Annotated in this window: 16 protein-coding genes and 1 pseudogene; 10 read left to right on the plus strand and 7 right to left on the minus strand. The window is 59.8% G+C overall.

What is annotated here, in order from left to right:
- The first annotated feature begins 108 nt into the window (after nt 1–108).
- Nucleotides 109–1,143, plus strand: a complete 1,035-nt coding sequence (locus BLP23_RS09675) for a LacI family DNA-binding transcriptional regulator (RefSeq protein ID WP_092584658.1) — start codon at nt 109–111, stop codon at nt 1,141–1,143.
- Here the strand turns inward: BLP23_RS09675 and BLP23_RS09680 are convergent.
- Both BLP23_RS09680 and BLP23_RS09685 read right to left on the minus strand, forming a co-directional pair.
- Nucleotides 1,131–2,084 carry an alpha/beta hydrolase gene (locus BLP23_RS09680; RefSeq protein WP_092584659.1) on the minus strand — a complete coding sequence of 318 codons (954 nt, stop codon included), beginning with the start codon at nt 2,082–2,084 and terminating at the stop codon, nt 1,131–1,133. The genes BLP23_RS09675 and BLP23_RS09680 overlap by 13 nt on opposite strands.
- Nucleotides 2,085–2,093: 9 nt before the next feature.
- Complete coding sequence (locus BLP23_RS09685; protein WP_092584660.1) at nt 2,094–3,242, minus strand: Gfo/Idh/MocA family protein; 1,149 nt, start codon at nt 3,240–3,242, stop codon at nt 2,094–2,096.
- A gap of 434 nt (nt 3,243–3,676) precedes the next feature.
- Between BLP23_RS09685 and BLP23_RS09690 the strand changes: the two genes are divergently transcribed.
- The 6 genes from BLP23_RS09690 to BLP23_RS09715 are packed head-to-tail and all read left to right on the plus strand — an operon-like array spanning nt 3,677 to nt 8,899.
- Nucleotides 3,677–4,498 carry a sugar phosphate isomerase/epimerase family protein gene (locus BLP23_RS09690; RefSeq protein ID WP_092584661.1) on the plus strand — a complete coding sequence of 274 codons (822 nt, stop codon included), beginning with the start codon at nt 3,677–3,679 and terminating at the stop codon, nt 4,496–4,498.
- 10 nt (nt 4,499–4,508) lie between these two features.
- Nucleotides 4,509–5,585: a Gfo/Idh/MocA family protein gene (locus BLP23_RS09695; protein ID WP_092584662.1), complete on the plus strand. Its 1,077-nt coding sequence runs from the start codon at nt 4,509–4,511 to the stop codon at nt 5,583–5,585.
- The gene (locus BLP23_RS09700; RefSeq protein WP_092584663.1) at nt 5,585–6,406 is read left to right on the plus strand and encodes a sugar phosphate isomerase/epimerase family protein; all 822 of its coding nucleotides are present in this window, start codon (nt 5,585–5,587) and stop codon (nt 6,404–6,406) included. The genes BLP23_RS09695 and BLP23_RS09700 overlap by 1 nt, the downstream gene beginning before the upstream one ends.
- Nucleotides 6,403–7,236 carry an alpha/beta fold hydrolase gene (locus BLP23_RS09705; protein ID WP_092584664.1) on the plus strand — a complete coding sequence of 278 codons (834 nt, stop codon included), beginning with the start codon at nt 6,403–6,405 and terminating at the stop codon, nt 7,234–7,236. The genes BLP23_RS09700 and BLP23_RS09705 overlap by 4 nt, the downstream gene beginning before the upstream one ends.
- The gene (locus BLP23_RS09710; protein WP_092584665.1) at nt 7,233–7,955 is read left to right on the plus strand and encodes a ribulose-phosphate 3-epimerase; all 723 of its coding nucleotides are present in this window, start codon (nt 7,233–7,235) and stop codon (nt 7,953–7,955) included. Before BLP23_RS09705 ends, BLP23_RS09710 begins: the two co-directional genes overlap by 4 nt.
- A complete protein-coding gene (locus tag BLP23_RS09715; RefSeq protein ID WP_092584666.1) occupies nt 7,955–8,899 on the plus strand; it encodes an ROK family protein in 945 nt (314 codons plus the stop codon). Before BLP23_RS09710 ends, BLP23_RS09715 begins: the two co-directional genes overlap by 1 nt.
- Before the next feature lie 326 nt (nt 8,900–9,225).
- On the opposite strand, the gene BLP23_RS09720 is transcribed toward BLP23_RS09715, so the two are convergent.
- Nucleotides 9,226–10,764 carry an FAD-dependent oxidoreductase gene (locus BLP23_RS09720; RefSeq protein WP_092584667.1) on the minus strand — a complete coding sequence of 513 codons (1,539 nt, stop codon included), beginning with the start codon at nt 10,762–10,764 and terminating at the stop codon, nt 9,226–9,228.
- Between the two features lie 443 nt (nt 10,765–11,207).
- On the opposite strand from BLP23_RS09720, the gene BLP23_RS09725 reads away from it, so the two are divergent.
- Nucleotides 11,208–11,495, plus strand: a complete 288-nt coding sequence (locus BLP23_RS09725) for a DUF1330 domain-containing protein (protein ID WP_092584668.1) — start codon at nt 11,208–11,210, stop codon at nt 11,493–11,495.
- A 45-nt stretch (nt 11,496–11,540) separates the two neighbouring features.
- Here BLP23_RS09725 and BLP23_RS33060 read toward each other — a convergent pair.
- Nucleotides 11,541–11,713 (minus strand): annotated as a pseudogene (locus tag BLP23_RS33060) (IS1595 family transposase); the annotation flags it as partial.
- 50 nt (nt 11,714–11,763) lie between these two features.
- Here BLP23_RS33060 and BLP23_RS09730 point away from each other — a divergent pair.
- Entirely contained in the window at nt 11,764–12,333 is a 570-nt protein-coding gene (locus tag BLP23_RS09730; protein ID WP_092584669.1) for a chloramphenicol phosphotransferase CPT family protein, read from the plus strand.
- Nucleotides 12,334–12,445: 112 nt separating this feature from the next.
- Here the strand turns inward: BLP23_RS09730 and BLP23_RS09735 are convergent, their stop codons facing one another.
- Together BLP23_RS09735 and BLP23_RS09740 are read right to left on the minus strand one after the other, a co-directional pair.
- Nucleotides 12,446–15,523: an AAA family ATPase gene (locus BLP23_RS09735; protein ID WP_092584670.1), complete on the minus strand. Its 3,078-nt coding sequence runs from the start codon at nt 15,521–15,523 to the stop codon at nt 12,446–12,448.
- Complete coding sequence (locus BLP23_RS09740; protein WP_092584671.1) at nt 15,520–16,662, minus strand: exonuclease SbcCD subunit D; 1,143 nt, start codon at nt 16,660–16,662, stop codon at nt 15,520–15,522. Before BLP23_RS09740 ends, BLP23_RS09735 begins: the two co-directional genes overlap by 4 nt.
- Nucleotides 16,663–16,738: 76 nt before the next feature.
- On the opposite strand from BLP23_RS09740, the gene BLP23_RS09745 reads away from it, so the two are divergent.
- A complete protein-coding gene (locus BLP23_RS09745; protein ID WP_092584672.1) occupies nt 16,739–17,569 on the plus strand; it encodes a BrxR family transcriptional regulator in 831 nt (276 codons plus the stop codon).
- Between the two features lie 192 nt (nt 17,570–17,761).
- Here the strand turns inward: BLP23_RS09745 and BLP23_RS09750 are convergent, their stop codons facing one another.
- Nucleotides 17,762–19,054, minus strand: a complete 1,293-nt coding sequence (locus BLP23_RS09750; protein ID WP_092584673.1) for a hypothetical protein — start codon at nt 19,052–19,054, stop codon at nt 17,762–17,764.
- Between the last annotated feature and the right edge of the window lie 41 nt (nt 19,055–19,095).

Consider the following 19,095-nt stretch of genomic DNA (forward strand, 5'->3'; position numbering starts at 1 on the left):
ATGCGATATTGTCAGGCTACAAACGCAGTTCGAAAGCCCTCACACTGACTGCCTTTGCGACATCAGCTGACGCAGATGTTCCTTGGCGCAGTGCAACCAGAATTGCCAATGCATAAGATGACGATCAAAACCATGGACGATTTCGCACGGTCCTGCGGCGTTTCTCGTCCAACGCTTTCGAGGTATTTCGATAGCCCGAACAGCGTAAAGCCGGTGACGCGCAAACGCATCGAGGACGCGCTGTCGGCATCCGACTACCGTCCCAATCTCTATGCCCGCAACCTCAATCGCAAGAGGACGCGGAACATTGGCATTCTCGTGCCTGTCATAACGGACCCATTTTATGCCGAAATGGTCAATCGTCTGGAATTACTCGTCCGCGGCGAAGGTTACTGGCCAATCGTAATCTCGTCCCACGGCTTGCCAGATCTGGAAGCCGAAGCCGTGAACACATTGTTGTCATTGAAGGCTGCTGGCGCGATCATCGCGCCTTTAGGCCTCGCTTCCGAGCCTGGCATCTTCGAGAAACTTCGGGAGAGCATTCCCATTGTCTACTTCGATACGTTCATCGAAGGCAACACGCCGTTCATTGGCAACAACAACGCCCAAAGCGTTGCGACAATTGTCGACTATCTTTGTCGATCGGGCGAGCCGCCTGCATATTTCGACATTCCGCATGTCAACCACAATTCCGGAGAGCGGCTTGCAAGCTATATCGCCACGATGGAGTCGCTCGGATTTGAACCGGTCGTATTTGGCGACGCTGAGAACTACAGCTGGAATTTCGAACAGATGGGTTATGAGCAGACCGATGCAATGATCACGGCTGGTACGCTCCCGGGCAGGACAATTCTTTGCGCGAACGATCGCCTCGCCTTCGGCGCGATGGCAGCCGCCCATTCGCGCGGTCTGCGCGTCGGGCGCAGGAGCGATAGCGATCTTCGCATAGCAGCCCATGACGACCACCCCCTCAGCCGCTATACTTGCCCGCCATTGACGACAATGGCACAGGACTTCACGGCCATGGCGCGCAGCAGCGTCGACACGCTGCTTTCCATGCTGGACGAATCCGATGATTCCGCACAGGTCATTGCCCGAAAGATCATATTCGACGGTACTTTGGTGATGCGTCAGTCAGCGTGATCGACAAGGCTGCGCCATCCGGCAACTGCCTCTTCCACCGCCCGCCGCGCCGCCGAAATGTGCCGCCCCATGGAAACGAAGCCATGAATCTGGTCCTGCCAACGCCGCAGGATTAGAGGGATTCCCGCCTCGGCAAGCCGGCGGGCATAAGCCTCCCCTTCGTCTGCGAGGATATCATGGCCCGCAATCGCGATGAAGGCCGGCGGCACACCCGCGACATTCTCGACGATCAGGGGGGAGACGCGCCAATCACCGATATCAGCCGCATCGCGGATGTAATGATCCCGGAACCAACGCATCGTCGAGGTGGTCAAACCGTATCCTTCCGAAAACCTGACATAGCTGTCGGCTGTCTGTCGGGCATCGGTGTTGGGATAGAGCAGGAGTTGCGCCGAGATTTTCCGCGCAGCGCCATCTCGCGACAGGAGTGATAAGACAGCGGCCAGGTTGCCGCCGGCACTATCGCCCGCGACCGCGATCCGGTCTGGATCAATACCAAGCCAACTTGCCTGCTCCACCACATGGGCAAGAGCCGATACGCAGTCCTCCAAGCCCGCCGGGAACTTGTGCTCCGGCGCCAGCCGATAGTCGGGGCAAAATACGATACAGGCACCGATATTTGCAAACCACCGGCAAATCTCGTCATGCGATTCAAGCGTGCCGACAACCCAGCCGCCACCATGAAGGTAGAGAAGCGCCGGCGCATCCGCGATCGGAGCACCCACGCCGCGATAGATCCGGAGCGGGATCGGGTCACCCGTTCCAGCGATGGTCCTGTTCTCGATGGCGGCAACCAGTTCGCGATCGCCCTGCAATATCGGGCAACCGGCGTCATAGGCAGCGCGCGCCTCGTTCGCTGTCCCGAGTTCGAAGGGTGGCTGGTTGGCGGCGCGACCGAGCGCCAGGACATGCGCGGCGCCGGGATCTACTCGATGTTGCATCGCTTCACCTCAAGCAAGCAGGCTGCGGGCCTCATCTTCGCCGAGCAATGGTGGTCGCGCAACTGTTCCCGCAACCGCAACCGCGCTCCGGCTTTCGCTGGATGCCAGGGTCGCTTCCATGATCTCGAGAACATGAAGCGCTAAATCGCCGGAGGTGCGCGGCGCCCTGCCCTCGCCAAGGGCGCGGACGAGATCGGCAACGCCCAGCATGCGATAATTGGCGCGATCGGGAGCGTTATACGGCCAGTTCGGCGCGCCAAACAACCGGCCCTCGCTTTCGAAATCCTTCCATTCGGCACCGCGCTCGGAGAGCGAAACTGTTCCGCCGAAGGTATCAGGATCGGGCAAGCGCAACGAACCTTCCGTGCCATGCAGTTCGATCGGATGATTGGAGTGCCGAAAGATGTCCCACGACGCACCGAAATTCACCGTTGCACCCGACTGAAACTCGAGAAGCGAGAGCACGTTGGTCGGCGTCCCGACCTTGAACGTGGTGTTCTTGAAGGGGCCGTCGGCGGTGATCAACCGCTGTTCCTGGCCTTTCGTCGCCATCGCCATGACGCTTTTCACCGGGCCGAGCAGATTGACGAGCATTGTCAGATAATAGGGGCCCATATCAAAGAGCGGGCCGCCGCCGGGTTGATAGTAGAATTGCGGATTGGGGTGCCAATGCTCCATTCCGCGGCCAAACATAAAGGCGGTGCCGCTAACCGGTCGGCCAATCGCACCTGCATCCATCAGGCTTCGCGCACGGCGGCCGGCGGCTCCGAGGAATGTATCGGGAGCGGAACCTAACAAAAGACCCCGACTTCTGGCTTCGGCCACAAGCTTGCGGCCCTCGGCAGCCGACGTGGCAAGTGGCTTTTCGGTGAAGACGTGCTTGCCCGCAGAAAGCGCCGACATCGTCACGTCGAAATGGACGGCCGGGATCGTGAGGTTCAGGACAAGGTCGACTTCGGGGTCGGCCAACAGCGCGTCGACCTCCATTGCCCGAATGCCGTATTCCTTCGCCCTCAGCGCCGACATGTCCGGTGAGATGTCGGCGCATACCCTCAATTCGACTCCGGCAAACAGGGCAGCGTTGCGCAGATAGGTCATCGAGATATTGCCGCAGCCGACAACGCCGATGCCTAGTCTGGTTCCCAAATATGCATTCATAAATTGGCCTCCCCCGCCAATTCAGATGTTTCGACGATTATAGATGGGGCATCGCTGCCACGAACAGGCGCTATAGAACATTTTATTTCTTGACGCGCGATAATTTTTTATAAAACATGCGGAAATAGAGACCCGGCGGGTGTCCGTGGCTCGCCTGGAGGGTAGACGTTACTAAATCGAGAGGGCAACGAACGTCGCTCAGCGAGCCCGTTTCTTGCTTGGGAAGGAGATCGCGGGCAGTTCTTTTTCAGTGAGCATCCAGCTCTTTCAACAGCGGCGCCAGTCGATCTCTGCTGGCATGGTGGACACATCCAATCTCACTTTCAGAGCGTGGAGTTTCGCCCCCATCTCACCCACCATGCCTAGCGCCGATCATCCCGGTACAGCGGCATATCATCGAAGGCCTGACGCGGGACGATATCAAGGAATAGGGCATGAGTATCAAAGACCTGAAAGTTGGCTGCCAGACATTCACGTGGGAAATGCTCGGAAAAAACTGGAATGGCGGTCCGGACTATCTGCTGGAAGCTATTGCGGAGGGCGGCTACGCGGGCATCGAGATTACCGACACGATGATCGGCCACTACGCAGATAGCCCCGATGATTTCGCCACGAGCCTTCAAAAACATGGGCTGACGCTCGTGGCTTTCGCGATGGGCTCGAAAAGCGGCTTTACCGTCCAGGAAGAGATCGAGAACGACCTCAGGACCACACAGCGCTGGATCGATTTCGCGGCCGTCTTTTCCGGTGCCCTCGTTTCGATCGGCTCGGCAACAGTGGTCTGCGAAGGACCACGGAATGCGAAATTCGAAATCGCCTCGGAGTTCTACAATCGGGCTGGTGAACTGGGTAAAGCTTCGGGCGTGGATATCGCCCTGCATCCCAGTTCGCACCACAACACCCTTCTGTTCAACCGTGCCGATTATGACCGGATCTTCTCGCTTATCGACAAGAGCCTGGTCGGCTGGGTGCCGGATACCGGCCATATCCTGCGTGGCCATGGGGACGTGATCGATACGCTGCGGACCTATCAGGACCGGATCCGCTATCTGCATCTGAAGGATGTCGATGCGAACGGCAAATGGGCCATGCTTGGCAAGGGGGTCTGCGATACGCCCGCCGTGATCGACATCGTCGCTGCGGCGCCGCGCTTCAATGGCTGGCTGGTCCTGGAAGAGGAATCGGACACAGCCGCCGCTGACCCTGCGACTGCCGTGAGGACGAACCGTGAAACAATGCGCCGCTACGGCGCCTGAGGAAGAAGTCATGATCCGCAAGGAAGACCGTCGGCTGCGTGTGGGCGTGCTCGGCTGCGGCCCGATTGCACAGTTCGCCCATCTCGAATCCTGCGCGAAGGCCAGGAATGCCGACCTTTATGCAATTTGTGACGCAGCGCCCGACCTGCTTGCGCGCATGGGCGCGACATACGAGCCTCAGAAGATGTATGCCGATTATGACGCAATGCTTGCCGATGGGGAGCTCGAAGCCGTCATCATCGCCACATCAGACGCCTATCATGTGCCGATGTCGATCAAGGCGCTCGATGCTGGAAAGCATGTGCTTTGCGAGAAGCCCACCGGTGTGACGATCGAGGAAGGCCAGGCGCTCGCCGACGCCGTCAAGCGATCCGGCAAAGTGCTGCAGGTCGGTCACATGAAGCGTTTCGACCCAGCGCTGGAGGCTGCACGGGATTTTGTCCGTGACGACATCGGCGAGATTTTCGCGCTGAAAGCCTGGTACTGCGACTCCACCCACCGCTACACAAATACCGACGCTGTCCAGCCACTGCCGATCACCAGCAAGTTCGCCAGGAAACCCGGCGGAAATCCCAAGGCTGACCTGCGCCAGTATTTCATGCTGGCGCATGGCTCGCATCTCGTCGATACCGCCCGTTTCCTGTGTGGCGGGATCGTCGCGGTCCGGGCCCGCCTTCTTGAGCGGGCCGACGCCTATTGCTGGTTCGTGGAGACCGAGTTCGCCAATGGCGCGCTCGGTCATCTCGATCTGACGGTCGCGGTCCGCATGGACTGGCATGAGGGCTTCCACCTCTATGGTGAAAATGGTTCAGTGATCGCCAAGACCTTCAACCCCTGGTATCTCAGGGCGAGTGAGGTCGAGATCTTCCACGAGAAGGACGCCACGACCCGCAAGCCGCTGGGAGCCGATGGGCACTTCTTCCGCAGGCAGCTGGAAGGGCTTGCCGATACCGTGCTGAACGGCGCACGGATGCGCGGGGCCGATATCGAGGATGGCATCGCCTCCATCCGCGCCATGGTCGCCATCGCCCGCTCGGCAGAAACGGGCGAACGTGTGGAACTCGCAACCGTCACGGGATCGGTCTGATGCAGCTCGGCATCTTTGCAAAGACCTTCCCCGGCACCGATCCCCAGCGGGTGCTGTCGGCTGTGCGTGAAAGTGGGTTTGCGACGACGCAGTTCAATCTCGCCTGTGTCGGCTTGCCGTCGATGCCGGATGCAGTGGCACCGGAAACAATTGCCGCGATCCGGGCGGCATCCAGAGAAACCGGTGTTTCGCTCGCGGCCCTTTCAGGCACCTATAACATGGCCCACCCGGACAAATCCGTGCGGGATATGGGGTCTAAACAGCTCAAAATAGTGATTGAAACAGCAGCGGCGCTGCAGATTCCGCTGGTGACGCTTTGCACCGGAAGCCGCAATGGCCAGGATCAATGGATGTATCATCCAGACAATGCGCTTCCATCTGCCTGGGCCGATATGGCGGCCGAAATGGAAAAGGCGCTGGGGTTCGCCGAGCGGCACGACATCGCTCTTGGCATCGAGCCGGAACAAGCAAACGTCGTCACGTCCGCCGCCGATGCAGTGCAGCTGATCAGAGAGATGGGTTCTAAGCGCCTGCGCATCGTGCTCGATCCGGCAAATCTCTTCGAGCGGGCGACGCCAGCCGAAGTGTCCGACATCGTCCAAAGGGCGATCGATATCTCGGCTGGTCATGTGGCGATGGCCCATGCGAAGGACCGGCATGCCGATGGCCGCTTCGCGACAGCAGGTCAGGGCATCGTCAACTTCCCTGCCTTTATCGACGGTCTGCGCGTGACCGGTTTCGACGGTCCGCTCGTCACGCACGCCCTTGCGGCAGTGGAAGCACCCGCCGTCGCCAGGTTCCTTTCGGATCTGATCCGATGAAGACGCACATCACTTTCAGACAAGACGATACCGACCTTTCAGTCCACGACTGCGGGACCGGCGACGCTTTGGTCTTTCAACACGGGCTCGGAGGCAGCGAGGCCCAGGTCGCACAGGTTCTCCCTCAGGGGCTCGACTGGCGGCGGATCACCACTGAGTGCCGCGGGCATGGCAGCTCGGCGCTTGGCACGCGACGCCCCTTCTCGATTGCGATGTTTGCAGCTGACGTGATCGCTGCTGCAGACAAAAGGGGGATAGGCCGGTTCATCGCCGGTGGCATCTCCATGGGCGCAGCCATCGCGCTGCACCTGGCAAAAAAACATCCCGAACGCGTCAAGGGCCTCATCCTGGTACGCCCGGCCTGGTCGTTTGCCTGCGCCCCCGAGAACCTTGCACCGATCCGCGAGATCGCGTCATTGCTTCGATCCCATTCGCTTGCCGATGGCCGGGCGCTTTTTGCAAAGTCGGCGACGGCGCAACGTCTGCGTGTGGACGCGCCGGACAATCTTGCTTCCCTGCTCGGCTATTTCGAACGCGCGGATGCGTCAGCCTTCGCCGACGTGCTGGGCGACATCGCCTCGGATGGAACCGGCGTTTCGCAAGAGGACGCGGCAAACCTCGCTCTTCCCGCCCTCGTCCTCGGCAATCGGCAGGATGCCATTCACCCTATCGCCGTCGCACAATTGATGGCCGACACGCTTCCAAAGGCGCATTTCCTCGAAGTGCCTGCAAAGGCTTCGGCGACTAAAGCTCATTTCGCCGCGGTCCGAACAGGCATTCTGCAATTCCTCAACACAGAATTCAAACATCGGAGCGCTGCTCACCCATGACGTCGAAATCTTTTACGGGCGGCGCCGCCATCGCCGCATTGCCCCGGCACAGACTGCTCGGCGAGTTTTCGCTCTGGTCCGCGGATCTTGCCAACATGGAGCGCGACCTTCACCGCATCGAGCCCTATGTCGATCTTCACCATATTGACGTTGCCGACGCGCGCTTCACGCCTGGCTTCCTGTTCTTTCCCGATTTCGTCGCCCGCATCGCCAAGCTGACGGAAAAACCGATTCATGTGCATCTGATGGTCGAGGCCGAGATCGTCGAGGAGCAAACACGCCAGTTCATCGAGGCGGGCGCCGATCTCATCAGTGTTCATGCCGAGACCGGCGAAGCCGGTTTGCGCGCGGTCGAACTCGCAAGACAGCTTGGCGCCGAAGCCGGTGTCGTACTGCGATTGGAAACTTCAGTCGCCCAGGCAGAACCGTTCCTCGCTGAGGTCGCATTCTTCACGCTGCTCGGCACGTCGATCGGCGTCAAGGGACAAAGCCTTTCCGACAAAGCCTGCGACCGGCTGCGCGAAGCGCGGTCGTTGATCAAGCGCCTCGGGCGCGAAAAGGCGATTGTTCTTGCGGCAGACGGCGGCATTCGCGAACAGACCGTTCCACTGTTGCGGGCTGCTGGAGCAGAGACGGTCGTGCTCGGATCGCTGGCGTTCGGCGACAAGGATCTGCCGGGCCGCATCGCTTGGCTGCATGCTTTGGAGACCCATCCCTGATGAGCAGGATTGCTCTTGCATTTGATCTGGGTGGAACGGAGCTGCGCGCCGCGCTGGTTGGCGACAGTGGCAATTTGCTTGCGTTCGCGTCCATGCCAACGCTTGCCAAGGATGGACCGGGTGCGGTCATCGAGCAGATCGCGATGCTCGCGGAGAAAACCTGCTCGGAAGTTCCCGACGCCAGGCCGCTTGGTATCGGCATCGGAGCGCCCGGTCCGCTCGATCCAGTCGCGGGTATCCTTACCGCACCACCGACCCTCCTGGGCTGGCGTGAAGTACCCCTTGCGAGCCTTCTTCAGGGCCGCTTAAACCTGCCTGTGCGGCTTGAGAACGATGCGAACGCCGCCGCTCTCGGCGAATGGCGTTTCGGCGCCGGCCGCGGCGCGGCCTCGCTGGTTTTCGTCACCGTGTCTACCGGCATCGGTGGCGGAGTGATCTCCGATGGCCGGATCGTGCACGGGCGCCGCGGGCTCGCAGGCGAAATCGGCCATATGACCATCACCAGCGAGAGCGAACGATGCCTTTGCGGGGCGGTAGGGTGCTTCGAGGCGGTGGCGTCGGGTACTGCGCTCGGCCGGCGTGCCACGGCTCTAACAAAGCCAGGCGACGGCTCGGCACTGCGAACGCTGTCCCATGACGGCGAGGTGACGGGCCGACACGTCGTCGAGGCTGCGCGCAGCGGTGACGAAACAGCGCTTGAGCTAATTGACAGGGAAGCCCGCTGGCTAGGCATCGGCTTTACCAATCTGCTCCATCTCTATTCGCCCGACATAATCGTCATGGGCGGTGGAATTTCCTATGGCTATGATCTTCTTCGCAAACCCATCGAGGCCACCATTCAGGAGCGAGCGATGCCCGCTTACCGCGACGTGCCGGTTGTGCCGGCGCAGCTCGGCAGGCATGCTGGCTTGGTGGGCGCCGCTAGCTTGATCTTTCTCAATTGAAAGATATTCGCAAATGGTCTTATTCGACGTGGAGAGTTTCCAGTGCCTGCCTGCCGTTTGGTGTAAGGCCCCATTGGCTGAGTCCTTTGTTTGCCGCAGCGAATCTGGCAGTACCACTTATTGTCATCGTTCGAGAAGAAATCGACCGAGGTAGATGTCTCGTGAGGCTCATGCTTGGCAACCTCGTCGATAAACTTAATGAGCCTTGAGTAGTGCCTGGCGGGTGCCACTTGCACGCCAGAACCGAGATTGTGAAGTACACGCTCGACATAGTTCAGCTCCATTTCCATCACTGCGGTGGTGCGAACGTTTGCACCTGTGCATCGTCAGCGGGCTGCCATTTCACGCTCCATCGCCACCTCGATCGTCAGATTGTCGATGTCACGGGAAATCGAAGCGACAGCCAATAAGTGTCCGTCACGCTTGAAGCGCAGCAGACAGTTCCTGCCAGCGATGTCCCCTTCGACCGTGATCTTATCCCATCGTTCGGCGTGGCCGACATAATTGATCCTGACGTCGTAGTGTTGGCTCCAGAAGAACGGCACGGCTGCGAACTTTTCATTCTGACCGAGCATATTAAGCGCCGCGGTTTGCCCCTGCCTCTCGGCGACCACCCAATGTTCGACGCGAATGTCCTCTCCGCTATAGGGATCGGGCCATCGCGCAATGTCACCGGCCGCGAAAATTCCAGGGGCGCTGGTTTGCAAAAAGCTATTCACGACGACACCGCGATCCACAGTCAGCCCTGCCATTTCCGCGAGGCCGGTCCGCGGTCGTACGCCGATGCCGGCGACAACCAGATCAGTGGTTAGCGTTTTGCCGCTGCGAAGTTCCACCTCGTTGCCATTGATACTGCTCGCGATGTCCTCCATGTGGAAAACGACGCCGTTCTTCTCGTGAAGGCCCCGGATAAAATCGCCCATCTGTGGACCCATGACCCGCCCCAGTGGCTGCTTGTGGGGTGCAACGACTTGGACGTCCATTCCGCGAGAGCGCAGGGCGGCGGCGACCTCGAGGCCGATAAAACTGGCGCCAAGCACGACAACGCGCTTGGCAGTCTTGGCCTGCTCAATTATGGCCCGACAATCGGCAAGCGAGCGTAGCGTATGAACATGGGGCTGGTCGGCGCCTGGAATGGTCAGGTGAACGGGTTCTGCACCGGTCGCAAGTAGCAACCTGTCATAGGGAATCGAGCCTCCGCCAGCGAGGATGATCTCACGGATGTGCGGATCGATGCGAACCGCTTGCGTACCGAGACGGAGGTCAATCTGGTTTTTCGAATAGTAGCTCTCTGCCCGCAGTGGGACCCAGTCCTCCGGCGCCTTACCGGACAGGTAGTCCTTTGATAGGTTCGGCCGGTCGACAGGCGGCGCTTCGTCGTCGCTGAGCATGACAATGCTCCCAGGATACTGCTCGCGCCGCAGCCTCTCGGCCGCGGCAAAGCCGGCCGCACCGCCGCCGACGATGACGATCTTCCCCGGCATTGCTTCCGCAGACGGCTCGCTTGTTGTTGGTTCTGCACGCTTGCGCTTTGCGACTACGAAGATCTTGCCGTCGCGTTGCTCCACCGACCAGCATGCCAGCGGCCTGAAAGCCGGTGCGCGCAGGGCCTCGCCAGTCCTCAAGTCGAAACATGCATGATGCCAAGGGCAGCGAATGGTGTCGCCGGAGACCAGACCGTCGACGAGGGGACCGTGGTAGTGCGTACAATGTGCGTCCACGGCGAATATCTGCGGCCCACGACGCATGAGCAGCACCTGCGCATCGCCGCAATGGCCGACAAGCTTACTGCCGTCGGGAAGATCGGCAAGTCCGATACCTCGCACCAAATCCGGCCCAATTGTGTTTGTGTGCTTAGGAGTCATTCGTCTTCTCCTTGGCTTTAGAGGTCTCCCCGGCGGGGCGAAGGGCGAACTCGGTTTCGCGGTACCTTTGATCTCAATGTTGCGGCTGCCGGTCGCCATCTTCTGCCGGGCAGCTTGTTGTCATTGGACGCGTTAAGCAAACGAATTTAATAGATGGCTTATCCCGTTAGCTCCGGCACCCCAAGATACAGTGCAGCTACTGGCTGTATGATCGCGGATTTTGAAGCCGGATTGCACCCTATCTGAGTCGCAGGGGGGTTCAGAGAGGGGCTGGATGTAAGCGCTATTCGGTAACAAATGCCACGAGCGTCAGCTTGTAGGCGCGAAGCTGCCCTTATGGAGTCGCCTCAGCAGGTCAGGTTAGGGGGAAAGTGGCCATTGCATTAGCGGCGGCGGCGAAGGAGGATAGCCGACTAGGTCAGCGTACACAGGGGGTATTTCGAATGGCCGCTTATCTTATCGCCGACATAGAGGTCCACGACCCACAGGCGTATGAGGAATACAAGGAGAAGGCGTCGTCGACGGTCAAGCAGTTTGGTGGGCGCTACCTGGCTCGCGGTGGAGAGCAGGAGGTCCTCGAGGGAAGTTGGACGCCAACGAGGCTTGTCCTGCTGGAGTTTCCTGACATGGCGACGCTGCAAGCATGGTACAGCTCAAGCGAGTACGCCATCGCCAAACCGTTCCGCCTCACCAACGCACGCAGCTGTTTAGTCGCCTTGGAGGGCGTGTGAGCACCCGCGCACGTCGGATATAGCCGCCAAAAGGGTTGCATTCGCTCAGTGCGTAGCGAATACGAATGCCGACCGCGATTTGGCCAAGACAGGTCGTGGTGGTGCTCTCCGTCGATAAATGCGCCGTTCCGGTTCAAGGTAGACTGGGTCGAGCAATCGCCGGGCAAAGATTCGGGCACGCCCTCGGCGATGGCTTCCCTGTAAGCCCATCGATTTTCGCAGCGGCGCCGAACGCGATGACACTGGCAATATCAGGTGGATTTTGAGAATGCCCGCTAAGATTATCTTCCTTCACGGCGCTTCCAGCAGCGGCAAATCAACCATTGCGCGAGGCATCCAGAAAACGATTGACGAGCCTTTCTGGCACATCTCAATAGATCATCTCAGAGATTCCGGCGTTCTTCCGTTGAGCCGCTTCGATAGCGGCGAATTCAAATGGCGGGACGCAAGAAGCCAGTTCTTTCAAGGGTTCCATCGCTCCTTGGCCGCCTATGCAAGTGCCGGAAACAACCTCATCATCGAGCATATCTTGGACACTGACGGTTGGCTTGACGAATTAGCGGATCTTCTTGCTCCCTTTGACGTATTCTTTGTCGGCGTGCATTGCTCGCTACCGGTGTTGCTTGAACGGGAAAAGGCACGAGGCGACCGACCGATTGGTAGTGCGGAACAAGATTACAACGCGATACATCGAAATGTTCGTTACGATCTCACCATCCAGTCGGAGCACGGAGCAGATCGGAACGTTGAGCGAGTGATTGCTGAATGGCGAAGGAGACGAGCACCGTCAGTCTTTGCCCTGAAGACCAAGGAAATGAAACTAGAACCACCTGTTTAACGCCTAACACACATGGACGACCGGCAGCGGCCCACCACGCGCCTTGACCTCGGAAACCGAAGACGCCGTCTGTCCTCCCGGCACAAGCGGTCAAGCCTCTACTAGCGCCATGTCATTCAACCCCTCGTGCCTCGATGAGGCTTCCCCGCGGTTCTTTTCGCACATAGAACCCGTTCGGAATCGTCTCCTGCACCAATGGCACGTGAGAAATCAGACCGACCACGCGCCTCTGACCTGCGAGATTGGTAAGTACCTGCAGGACCTGATCGAGCGTGCCGGACTCATTTTGGGTATCGAGGCTGCCGAAGCCCTCATCGATGAAAATGGTGTCGAGCCGCACCTGCCCGCTCACGCTCTCGACGATATCAGAAAGACCAAGCGCCAAGGCCAAGGCGGCCATGAACGTCTCTCCCCCTGACAGTGTCGACGTGGGACGCGCCTTACCGGTGTGTACGTCAAACACCCGGATACCAAGGCCGCGGCGCGAGCGGCCTGCTCCACCTTCGAATTCACGTTCGAGGCTGAAGCGACCGCCGCTCATAGGACCAAGCCGTTGGTTTGCTGCGACCAGCACCTGGTCGAACATCGCACCGATCGCATAGGTCTCAAGGTCCAACCGCAACGGATTTTCAGCATTGAACAGGGCCGCAAGCGTTCGCAGCGCGGCCGTCTCTGTTTCGATCTCGTCGAGGCGCTTCAGTTGACTGGCGACATCGAGCTGAAGCTTCTCGAGTTGCCGTATCCGCGCCTGCGCTTGGGCCCGCGCCGTCTTGGCAAGATCGAGCATCTCGTCTGCTCTCTCATAAGCCTCTTGCAAAGTATGGGTATGTGGCCGTTCGCGGCCCTCGACTGCGCGTCTCGAAGTCTCTTCGTTGCTATGCGCTATCGCCAATGCATTGCGGTAATCTGCGATCTCCTGCGCATCAGCCTCGACCGTGCCGATCAGCTGCTTGAAACCGTTGAACTGAGGTTCCGTCAAGCCGCTCTTTGCCAGACGGGCCTTGAACTCCGCTTGAGCCTTATCTCGGCGAACAATTGCGTTCTCATACGCCTGCCTGGCCGCGTCTGCTGCTGTATTGGCAATGATGGCGGCTTCACGGGATCGGCGTGCAGCATCCTCCGCAATTCTTGCCGCATCCATTCGAGCTGCGAGCTGGCGTTCATGTTCGCAAAGCACAGCAGTCAGTGCGTCCGGCGTCCGCAGTTCCTGGGGAACCGTCGCGATCGCCTGCTCGAACCTGTCTCGCGCGAGCGCTTCATTGGTTTTCGATATCTCGAACGCCGTGCGGAGGCCATCGCGCTGCTCTTCCGTTGAGCCAATCTCGGTCGCTAATGCGGTCAGTGCGGCCTCAGCCTGGACGAGATCGATCGCCGGACCGAGCTCGTCGATCTGCCGACCCAAGCCGACAATCGCGATGCGGAGATCGGCGGCCGGCTGTTCAGACTTAGGGAGTGCGCCCAGTCTTTCCTGGCGTTCCTGCCATTTCGCTCGCGCGGAAACGAAAAGGCGAGAAGCGTCCTGCTCGGACCTTTGCGCTTCCTCCCATTGGGCTTTCGCATCTCGAAACGACTGATCGAGGCCGGCATGCTCGGCCCTGCCGACAGCGGGCAGAGGGTGATCGGTCGATCCGCAGACAGGGCAGGCCCCGCCCGCTGCAAGCCTGGCAGCCAAATGAATAGCTTGGGCCTCGGCAAGGGCGGCCTCTGCAGCGTCAAAGCGCGACCGCGCGGCCTGTTCCCACCGGACCGCCTCTTCGTTCTTTTCTTTCAATGCCTGCATTTCAACGCGCGCCCTTTCGGCGACGTCGAGAGCCGCCTGATGGAGCTCGGCGGTTTTAAGCTCATTTTCAACGAGCAATCGCTGATGGACTAGCCGCTGGCGCGCGGCGTCATTCTCCCGAGTGGATCCGAGTGCCCGCTCCTTTTCGAGTTTCCGGCTACGCATTTCCTCGATACGCGCCTCGACGCGATTGAAAGCCTTCTTCGCCTGCTGAACGGCCTTTAAGGCTGCATCCGCCTTATGGGCGTAAAGGCTTGCGTCGGAAAGGGTCAGTTGATGGCGTCCAAGCGTACCGACCGCTTGCCGCAGGGCCTCAATTTCTCCCGATCTTTCCCGTTCCTCTTCGTGCGTTCTGACGGCGGCTCCAGCTTTTTCCGCCGCTGCGCTGTTTGCCTCCGCGGCCGCTTTCATTGTTTCCTCAGCTTCGAGACTTTCCGTCTCGGCACCTTTGGCGTGGCGCTCGACGTCCAGGAGCGCTTGGGCACGCTTGGCATTGTCGACGCGCTCCTCCAGTTCACGGATATGCTCAGCCTTTCCAATGAGGGCTTCGACATCCGACCTGGCTTTCTCGGCGGCTCGAAACTGGTCCTCGAGCTGACGGGCGGCAGCAAGTGCCGTGCGTGAAGCATCGAACGTCTGTGCGGCCGCCATCTCCTTCACAGTTTCCGCGTCGTGGACGACTTTCGCCTCGTCAATGCCGGCCGCAAGTGCGTCGGGACTCTCAAAACCCTCGGCCGAAAGTCGCCCTGCGCACACTTCGCGTTCGTGCCGAACCCGCCGCTCAGCTGCCGCCGCATCCTCCTTGAACCTTGCCGCCATGCGCCGATACATGGAAACATCAAAGAGCTCACGCAGGATCTCGAGCCGCTTATCGGTCTTTGCCGCCATGAACGTCTCGAACTTACCCTGTGGCAACAGCACGATCTGCCGGAATTGTTCAGCACCGTAGCCGAGGAGCTGGACCACGGCCTCTTTGACTGGACCGGTCTTCTTTTCCGCAATGACCGGGCCGGGGTTCGCGTCGGTTATGTCCTCGAGTGGAAGTCCGGTCGCGTCAAAAAGCCAGGCTTCATGGATATCCCTGGTCTCACCGTCACCACGCTGTTTGGGCCGGGTCTGCTCCGGCCGTCGGCGCAGAACATAGCGCTTGTCAGCGATATCGAATACAAACTCGACTTCGGTCGGAACGCCGGGATCAGCATGATCGGAGCGAAGCGACGCTGTCTCCTGTTCAGCTTTGGCCGCCTCGCCGAACAGCGCGAAGGTCATGGCACTGAAGATCGATGACTTGCCGGACCCTGTCGGCCCGTAGATGCCGAAAAGGCCTGAGGCAATTGCGTCACGAAAGTCCACCACAACCCTGCCGGCATAAGGACCGAAGGCCTGAATCGTCAGTCTGACCGGCCTCATGCCTCCGCCTCCGCGCTTCGAAGATCCGACAGGGCAGACCCAATCAACGCCAGCTCCGCGTCGACTGGGTCTTGGCTGCGAACCTGCATCAGGAACTCCCGAATGACCTTTGACGGATCCTGCAGGGTGGCTTGCACCTTGATTTCGGACATGATGTCGAGCGCCCGCTCATCTCGTGTATAAGTCAGCTGACAAGCATTCGGGTATAGCTCGCGAAGGCGCTTCATCGGATCGATCAGCGGCACATCATCCGTCAGCACTGCCTTGATGAAATCGATCGATGGTTCCCCGTGCAGCAGGTCAGCGAACTTGCCGCGCAAGACCCTAACGCCCCGGGTAGGCGCGAATTGCAGTGCGGTGATCGCTACCCTGCCCTGTTCATCGAGATCGACGAGGCTCATCGACTTTACGCTTCCAGCCTCGTCAAAACCGAAAGCCAGCGGCGCACCGGCATAGCGGATGTGCGGCTTGCCAACCGAATGCGGCAGATGCAGGTGACCGAGCGCCACGTAGTGGGCGCCATCGAACATGTCGTGGCGAACCGTCTCAATGCCACCGACCCGTGCCAGAGGCCGCTCTCCTTCACTGGAGCTGCCGCCCTCTACAAAGGCGTGGGCAACCACGACCCAGCGCGCTCCTTCCGGAAGATGCCGCCGCGCTGCGATGACCTGGGCGCGAATGACATGTTCGGGCATTGCGATCGTCTCATCGCCAAAGCAGTCGCGTGCGGCGAATTCGTAGCCGAATGGTAGTGCCGAAATGGCAACCGGACCAGCTGCGTCATGCAGGATCAAAGGTGTTTCGTCCGCCAAGAGTGGTCCGCGGATCAAAGCTCGCCGTACGTCCGTCAGGACGGACATGGCGCCGATCCTGTCACCAGAATCATGATTGCCGGCAATCATGACCACGGCCGTTTCCGTCTCTCGCGCCACTCGGCCGAGAAAGGCATTGAATTGCCGCACCGAGCTTGCGGGAGGAGACGCGCGATCGAAGATGTCGCCGGCGATTATGAAGACGTCGGGTCGGTGCTTGTCTATCGCTTGCAGGATCTGGTCGAGGATCGCCGCATGGTCATCCTCAAGCGACATGCCGTGGAACTGGCGCCCGAGATGCAAGTCCGCAGTGTGAAGCATCCGCATAATTTAGATCCGTCTATTTTTTACATGTATAATTTTTAGATGGACAGCCGCTGGCGAGTCAAGCTACTTTTCCCCGATGGAATTCGACGACCTGAAACATGCTCAGCGCGAGCGACTGATCTTTCTCGATCAGTGTCTGACGTGGCGTGGCATGGCCAACCGGCGCGATCTGATCGACCGCTTTGACATCTCTACCGCTCAGGCAGCCCTCGACTTCCGCCTTTATCTTGAGCGTGCCAGGCATACGCCTCCCACCTACGATCCTGTGCGGAAGACATATCTGGCAGCCCACGACCACAAGCCTCTTGTCCCTTCCACGTTGAACGAGGCTTTTGCGGCCGTGCTGGCTGAAAGCAACCTGCCCCTCTCTGTCGCCCTACCCCAACCGGAACGTCGCGCTGATGCTTCTGTGGTGTCGCGTCTTTATCAAGCGATGAGGAACAGGTGGGCGATTCACATACAGTATACGTCGATGACGTCTGGTGCCGATGCCGGACAATGGATTGTCCCCACACATTTCGTATCAGATGGCGAAAAGGTTCACGTGAGAGCCTTCAGCTTCAAACATGAGGCGTATCGAACCTATCTGCCCATTCGCGTCAGCACCGGCAGTAGTTTTGAGACGCGTGCTCCGTCAGAGCAATTCCCCGACGATACGGATTGGAACACGCGGGCAAGGATATGGCTCAGGCCAAAAACCGGCCTGACGCCGGAGCAGGCCGCAGTCGTGCGGACCGAATACGGCTTCGAAGGTGAATTGCTCTGCGTCGAGACACGAAAAGCTCTCGAATTCTTTCTCGACCGTCGATGGGGTCTGGACCAGGAAGACGCCCGACTCGAGCGGGTGAGGACGGAATACGATGACGACCTGGAGAAGGCCAGGCGCCGGTCCGTGACAATCGGCTGATCGTCTGGATGCGACCGAACGACCATATAGGTCGTCGCACTCAAGCGCTGTGTTCATTTCTTGCGGCCTTCCTCGGCACTTATGCATTCTCGAGCACTTGAGGCAGCGCTGGTCGACCGGTCCGCGGTATTCGCGGCAGCGACATGTTGATCTCGGTTCCATCCTCGCAACGGCCAGGATGGCAGGATCAAGTCAGCCTCTGTCGGGATCGATCATGTCCAGGAGGCGGGAAACTGCATCCTCGCCTGCCACTGGCTCGCTGCCGGCCATCACCGCGACGGAAAAGCCGATGAGCGAGGAAACGGGGTTATGGGTCGTGGCGCCGGCCCGCAGGTTCATCACCAGTGTCGGGCAGAGGAAAAGGCCCAGCCGGATGACCCGGCGCCAGTCGGCCGGAAGCATGGCCCGCGCCTTCAATTCGCCAAGCAGGGGACGCCAAAGAGCTTCGGCCTTTACGTCCAGAAGGGAGCGTCGGACCGGGCTCGGCTCGAAATCGGTCGTGACCCGCAGCAGATCGCCGTCAAGCACCACGCTGGCCTTGTAGTGCCCGGCCGCCATGGCAGGATCATAGAGCCACAGCGGATGGGCGAGGATGTTGTGGAAGGTCGTCTTCACCTCGGCGAGCAGCGTTGGAATGTTCTCGCCGGCGAATGCTGGGTCGAAGAAGGACAAACGCGCCTCGCCGTCGTGTTCCTCGTACCAGACGTTCGCGTTATGGGCGTCGCCATGTGCAGTCACGCCGCCCGCGTCCGCCAGCCGTGACGGGTCGAGCCGCTCGTGCGCTTCATGGAAGAGGGCACCGATGCTGTCCCGGTACTCGATGCCGTTGACCGAAATGCGACAGCGTGAAAACGTCTCCCAGTCGAGCGTCAAGTCGGGAAAGACGAAGTCCTTGCCGACATAGAAGCTTGCCATGCGCCCGCCCGGATAGGTGCCGGCGGGGGGATCAATCAGCCGCTCGGAGAACAGCCGGTGGATCGGCTCGGCCGCAACTTCATCGGCGCTCACCGGATGCAGCGTGTCGAGATAGACCTTCAACACCGCTTCGTTCAGCCTGCGCTCGGCGTCCACAGCCCTTTTTCGCGCCGCGGCATCGTCCTTCAGGTCCAGCGTCCGTAAAACATCGGAGAAGCGCGGATCGGTCCGCCGGCGATAGACGAGGATCTGTTCACCCGGAAGCGCCGACATCAGCAGAGGCTGGTCCACAGGCAGGCCAGCCCGAGCCAGGATGTCGGCGCGGTAATATTCGCCGCTCATGGCCTCCTCGCCCTCTTCCTGGTGGAACTTGAAGAAAAATGCACCATCGGCTGTCTCGAAGAAGCCGTTGAGCGAATTGAGGCTGTACTGATCGTGATTGATCACGACATTCTTCGGCGCGATCTCGAAAAGGTCGCGCAGCAGTTCGGCCAGTAATCGTTCCGCCTTGTCGTCCCCGGCTTTGGCTATCTTCCTGATTTCCGCGGTGCGGCTCATGGTCTGGCTCATGACATTCATTCCGGATGGATCGTTCTAAGTATGGGGATCGG

The organism is Rhizobium mongolense subsp. loessense, assembly GCF_900099775.1.
Classification (GTDB): Bacteria; Pseudomonadota; Alphaproteobacteria; order Rhizobiales; family Rhizobiaceae; genus Rhizobium; species Rhizobium loessense.

Coding starts and splice junctions, on each gene's coding strand:
- BLP23_RS09675 (WP_092584658.1), top strand. CDS start 109: ATGCATAAGATGACGATCAAAACCATGGACGATTTCGCACGGTCCTGC.
- BLP23_RS09680 (WP_092584659.1), bottom strand. CDS start 2,084: ATGCAACATCGAGTAGATCCCGGCGCCGCGCATGTCCTGGCGCTCGGT.
- BLP23_RS09685 (WP_092584660.1), bottom strand. CDS start 3,242: ATGAATGCATATTTGGGAACCAGACTAGGCATCGGCGTTGTCGGCTGC.
- BLP23_RS09690 (WP_092584661.1), top strand. CDS start 3,677: ATGAGTATCAAAGACCTGAAAGTTGGCTGCCAGACATTCACGTGGGAA.
- BLP23_RS09695 (WP_092584662.1), top strand. CDS start 4,509: ATGATCCGCAAGGAAGACCGTCGGCTGCGTGTGGGCGTGCTCGGCTGC.
- BLP23_RS09700 (WP_092584663.1), top strand. CDS start 5,585: ATGCAGCTCGGCATCTTTGCAAAGACCTTCCCCGGCACCGATCCCCAG.
- BLP23_RS09705 (WP_092584664.1), top strand. CDS start 6,403: ATGAAGACGCACATCACTTTCAGACAAGACGATACCGACCTTTCAGTC.
- BLP23_RS09710 (WP_092584665.1), top strand. CDS start 7,233: ATGACGTCGAAATCTTTTACGGGCGGCGCCGCCATCGCCGCATTGCCC.
- BLP23_RS09715 (WP_092584666.1), top strand. CDS start 7,955: ATGAGCAGGATTGCTCTTGCATTTGATCTGGGTGGAACGGAGCTGCGC.
- BLP23_RS09720 (WP_092584667.1), bottom strand. CDS start 10,764: ATGACTCCTAAGCACACAAACACAATTGGGCCGGATTTGGTGCGAGGT.
- BLP23_RS09725 (WP_092584668.1), top strand. CDS start 11,208: ATGGCCGCTTATCTTATCGCCGACATAGAGGTCCACGACCCACAGGCG.
- BLP23_RS09730 (WP_092584669.1), top strand. CDS start 11,764: ATGCCCGCTAAGATTATCTTCCTTCACGGCGCTTCCAGCAGCGGCAAA.
- BLP23_RS09735 (WP_092584670.1), bottom strand. CDS start 15,523: ATGAGGCCGGTCAGACTGACGATTCAGGCCTTCGGTCCTTATGCCGGC.
- BLP23_RS09740 (WP_092584671.1), bottom strand. CDS start 16,662: ATGCGGATGCTTCACACTGCGGACTTGCATCTCGGGCGCCAGTTCCAC.
- BLP23_RS09745 (WP_092584672.1), top strand. CDS start 16,739: ATGGAATTCGACGACCTGAAACATGCTCAGCGCGAGCGACTGATCTTT.
- BLP23_RS09750 (WP_092584673.1), bottom strand. CDS start 19,054: ATGAGCCAGACCATGAGCCGCACCGCGGAAATCAGGAAGATAGCCAAA.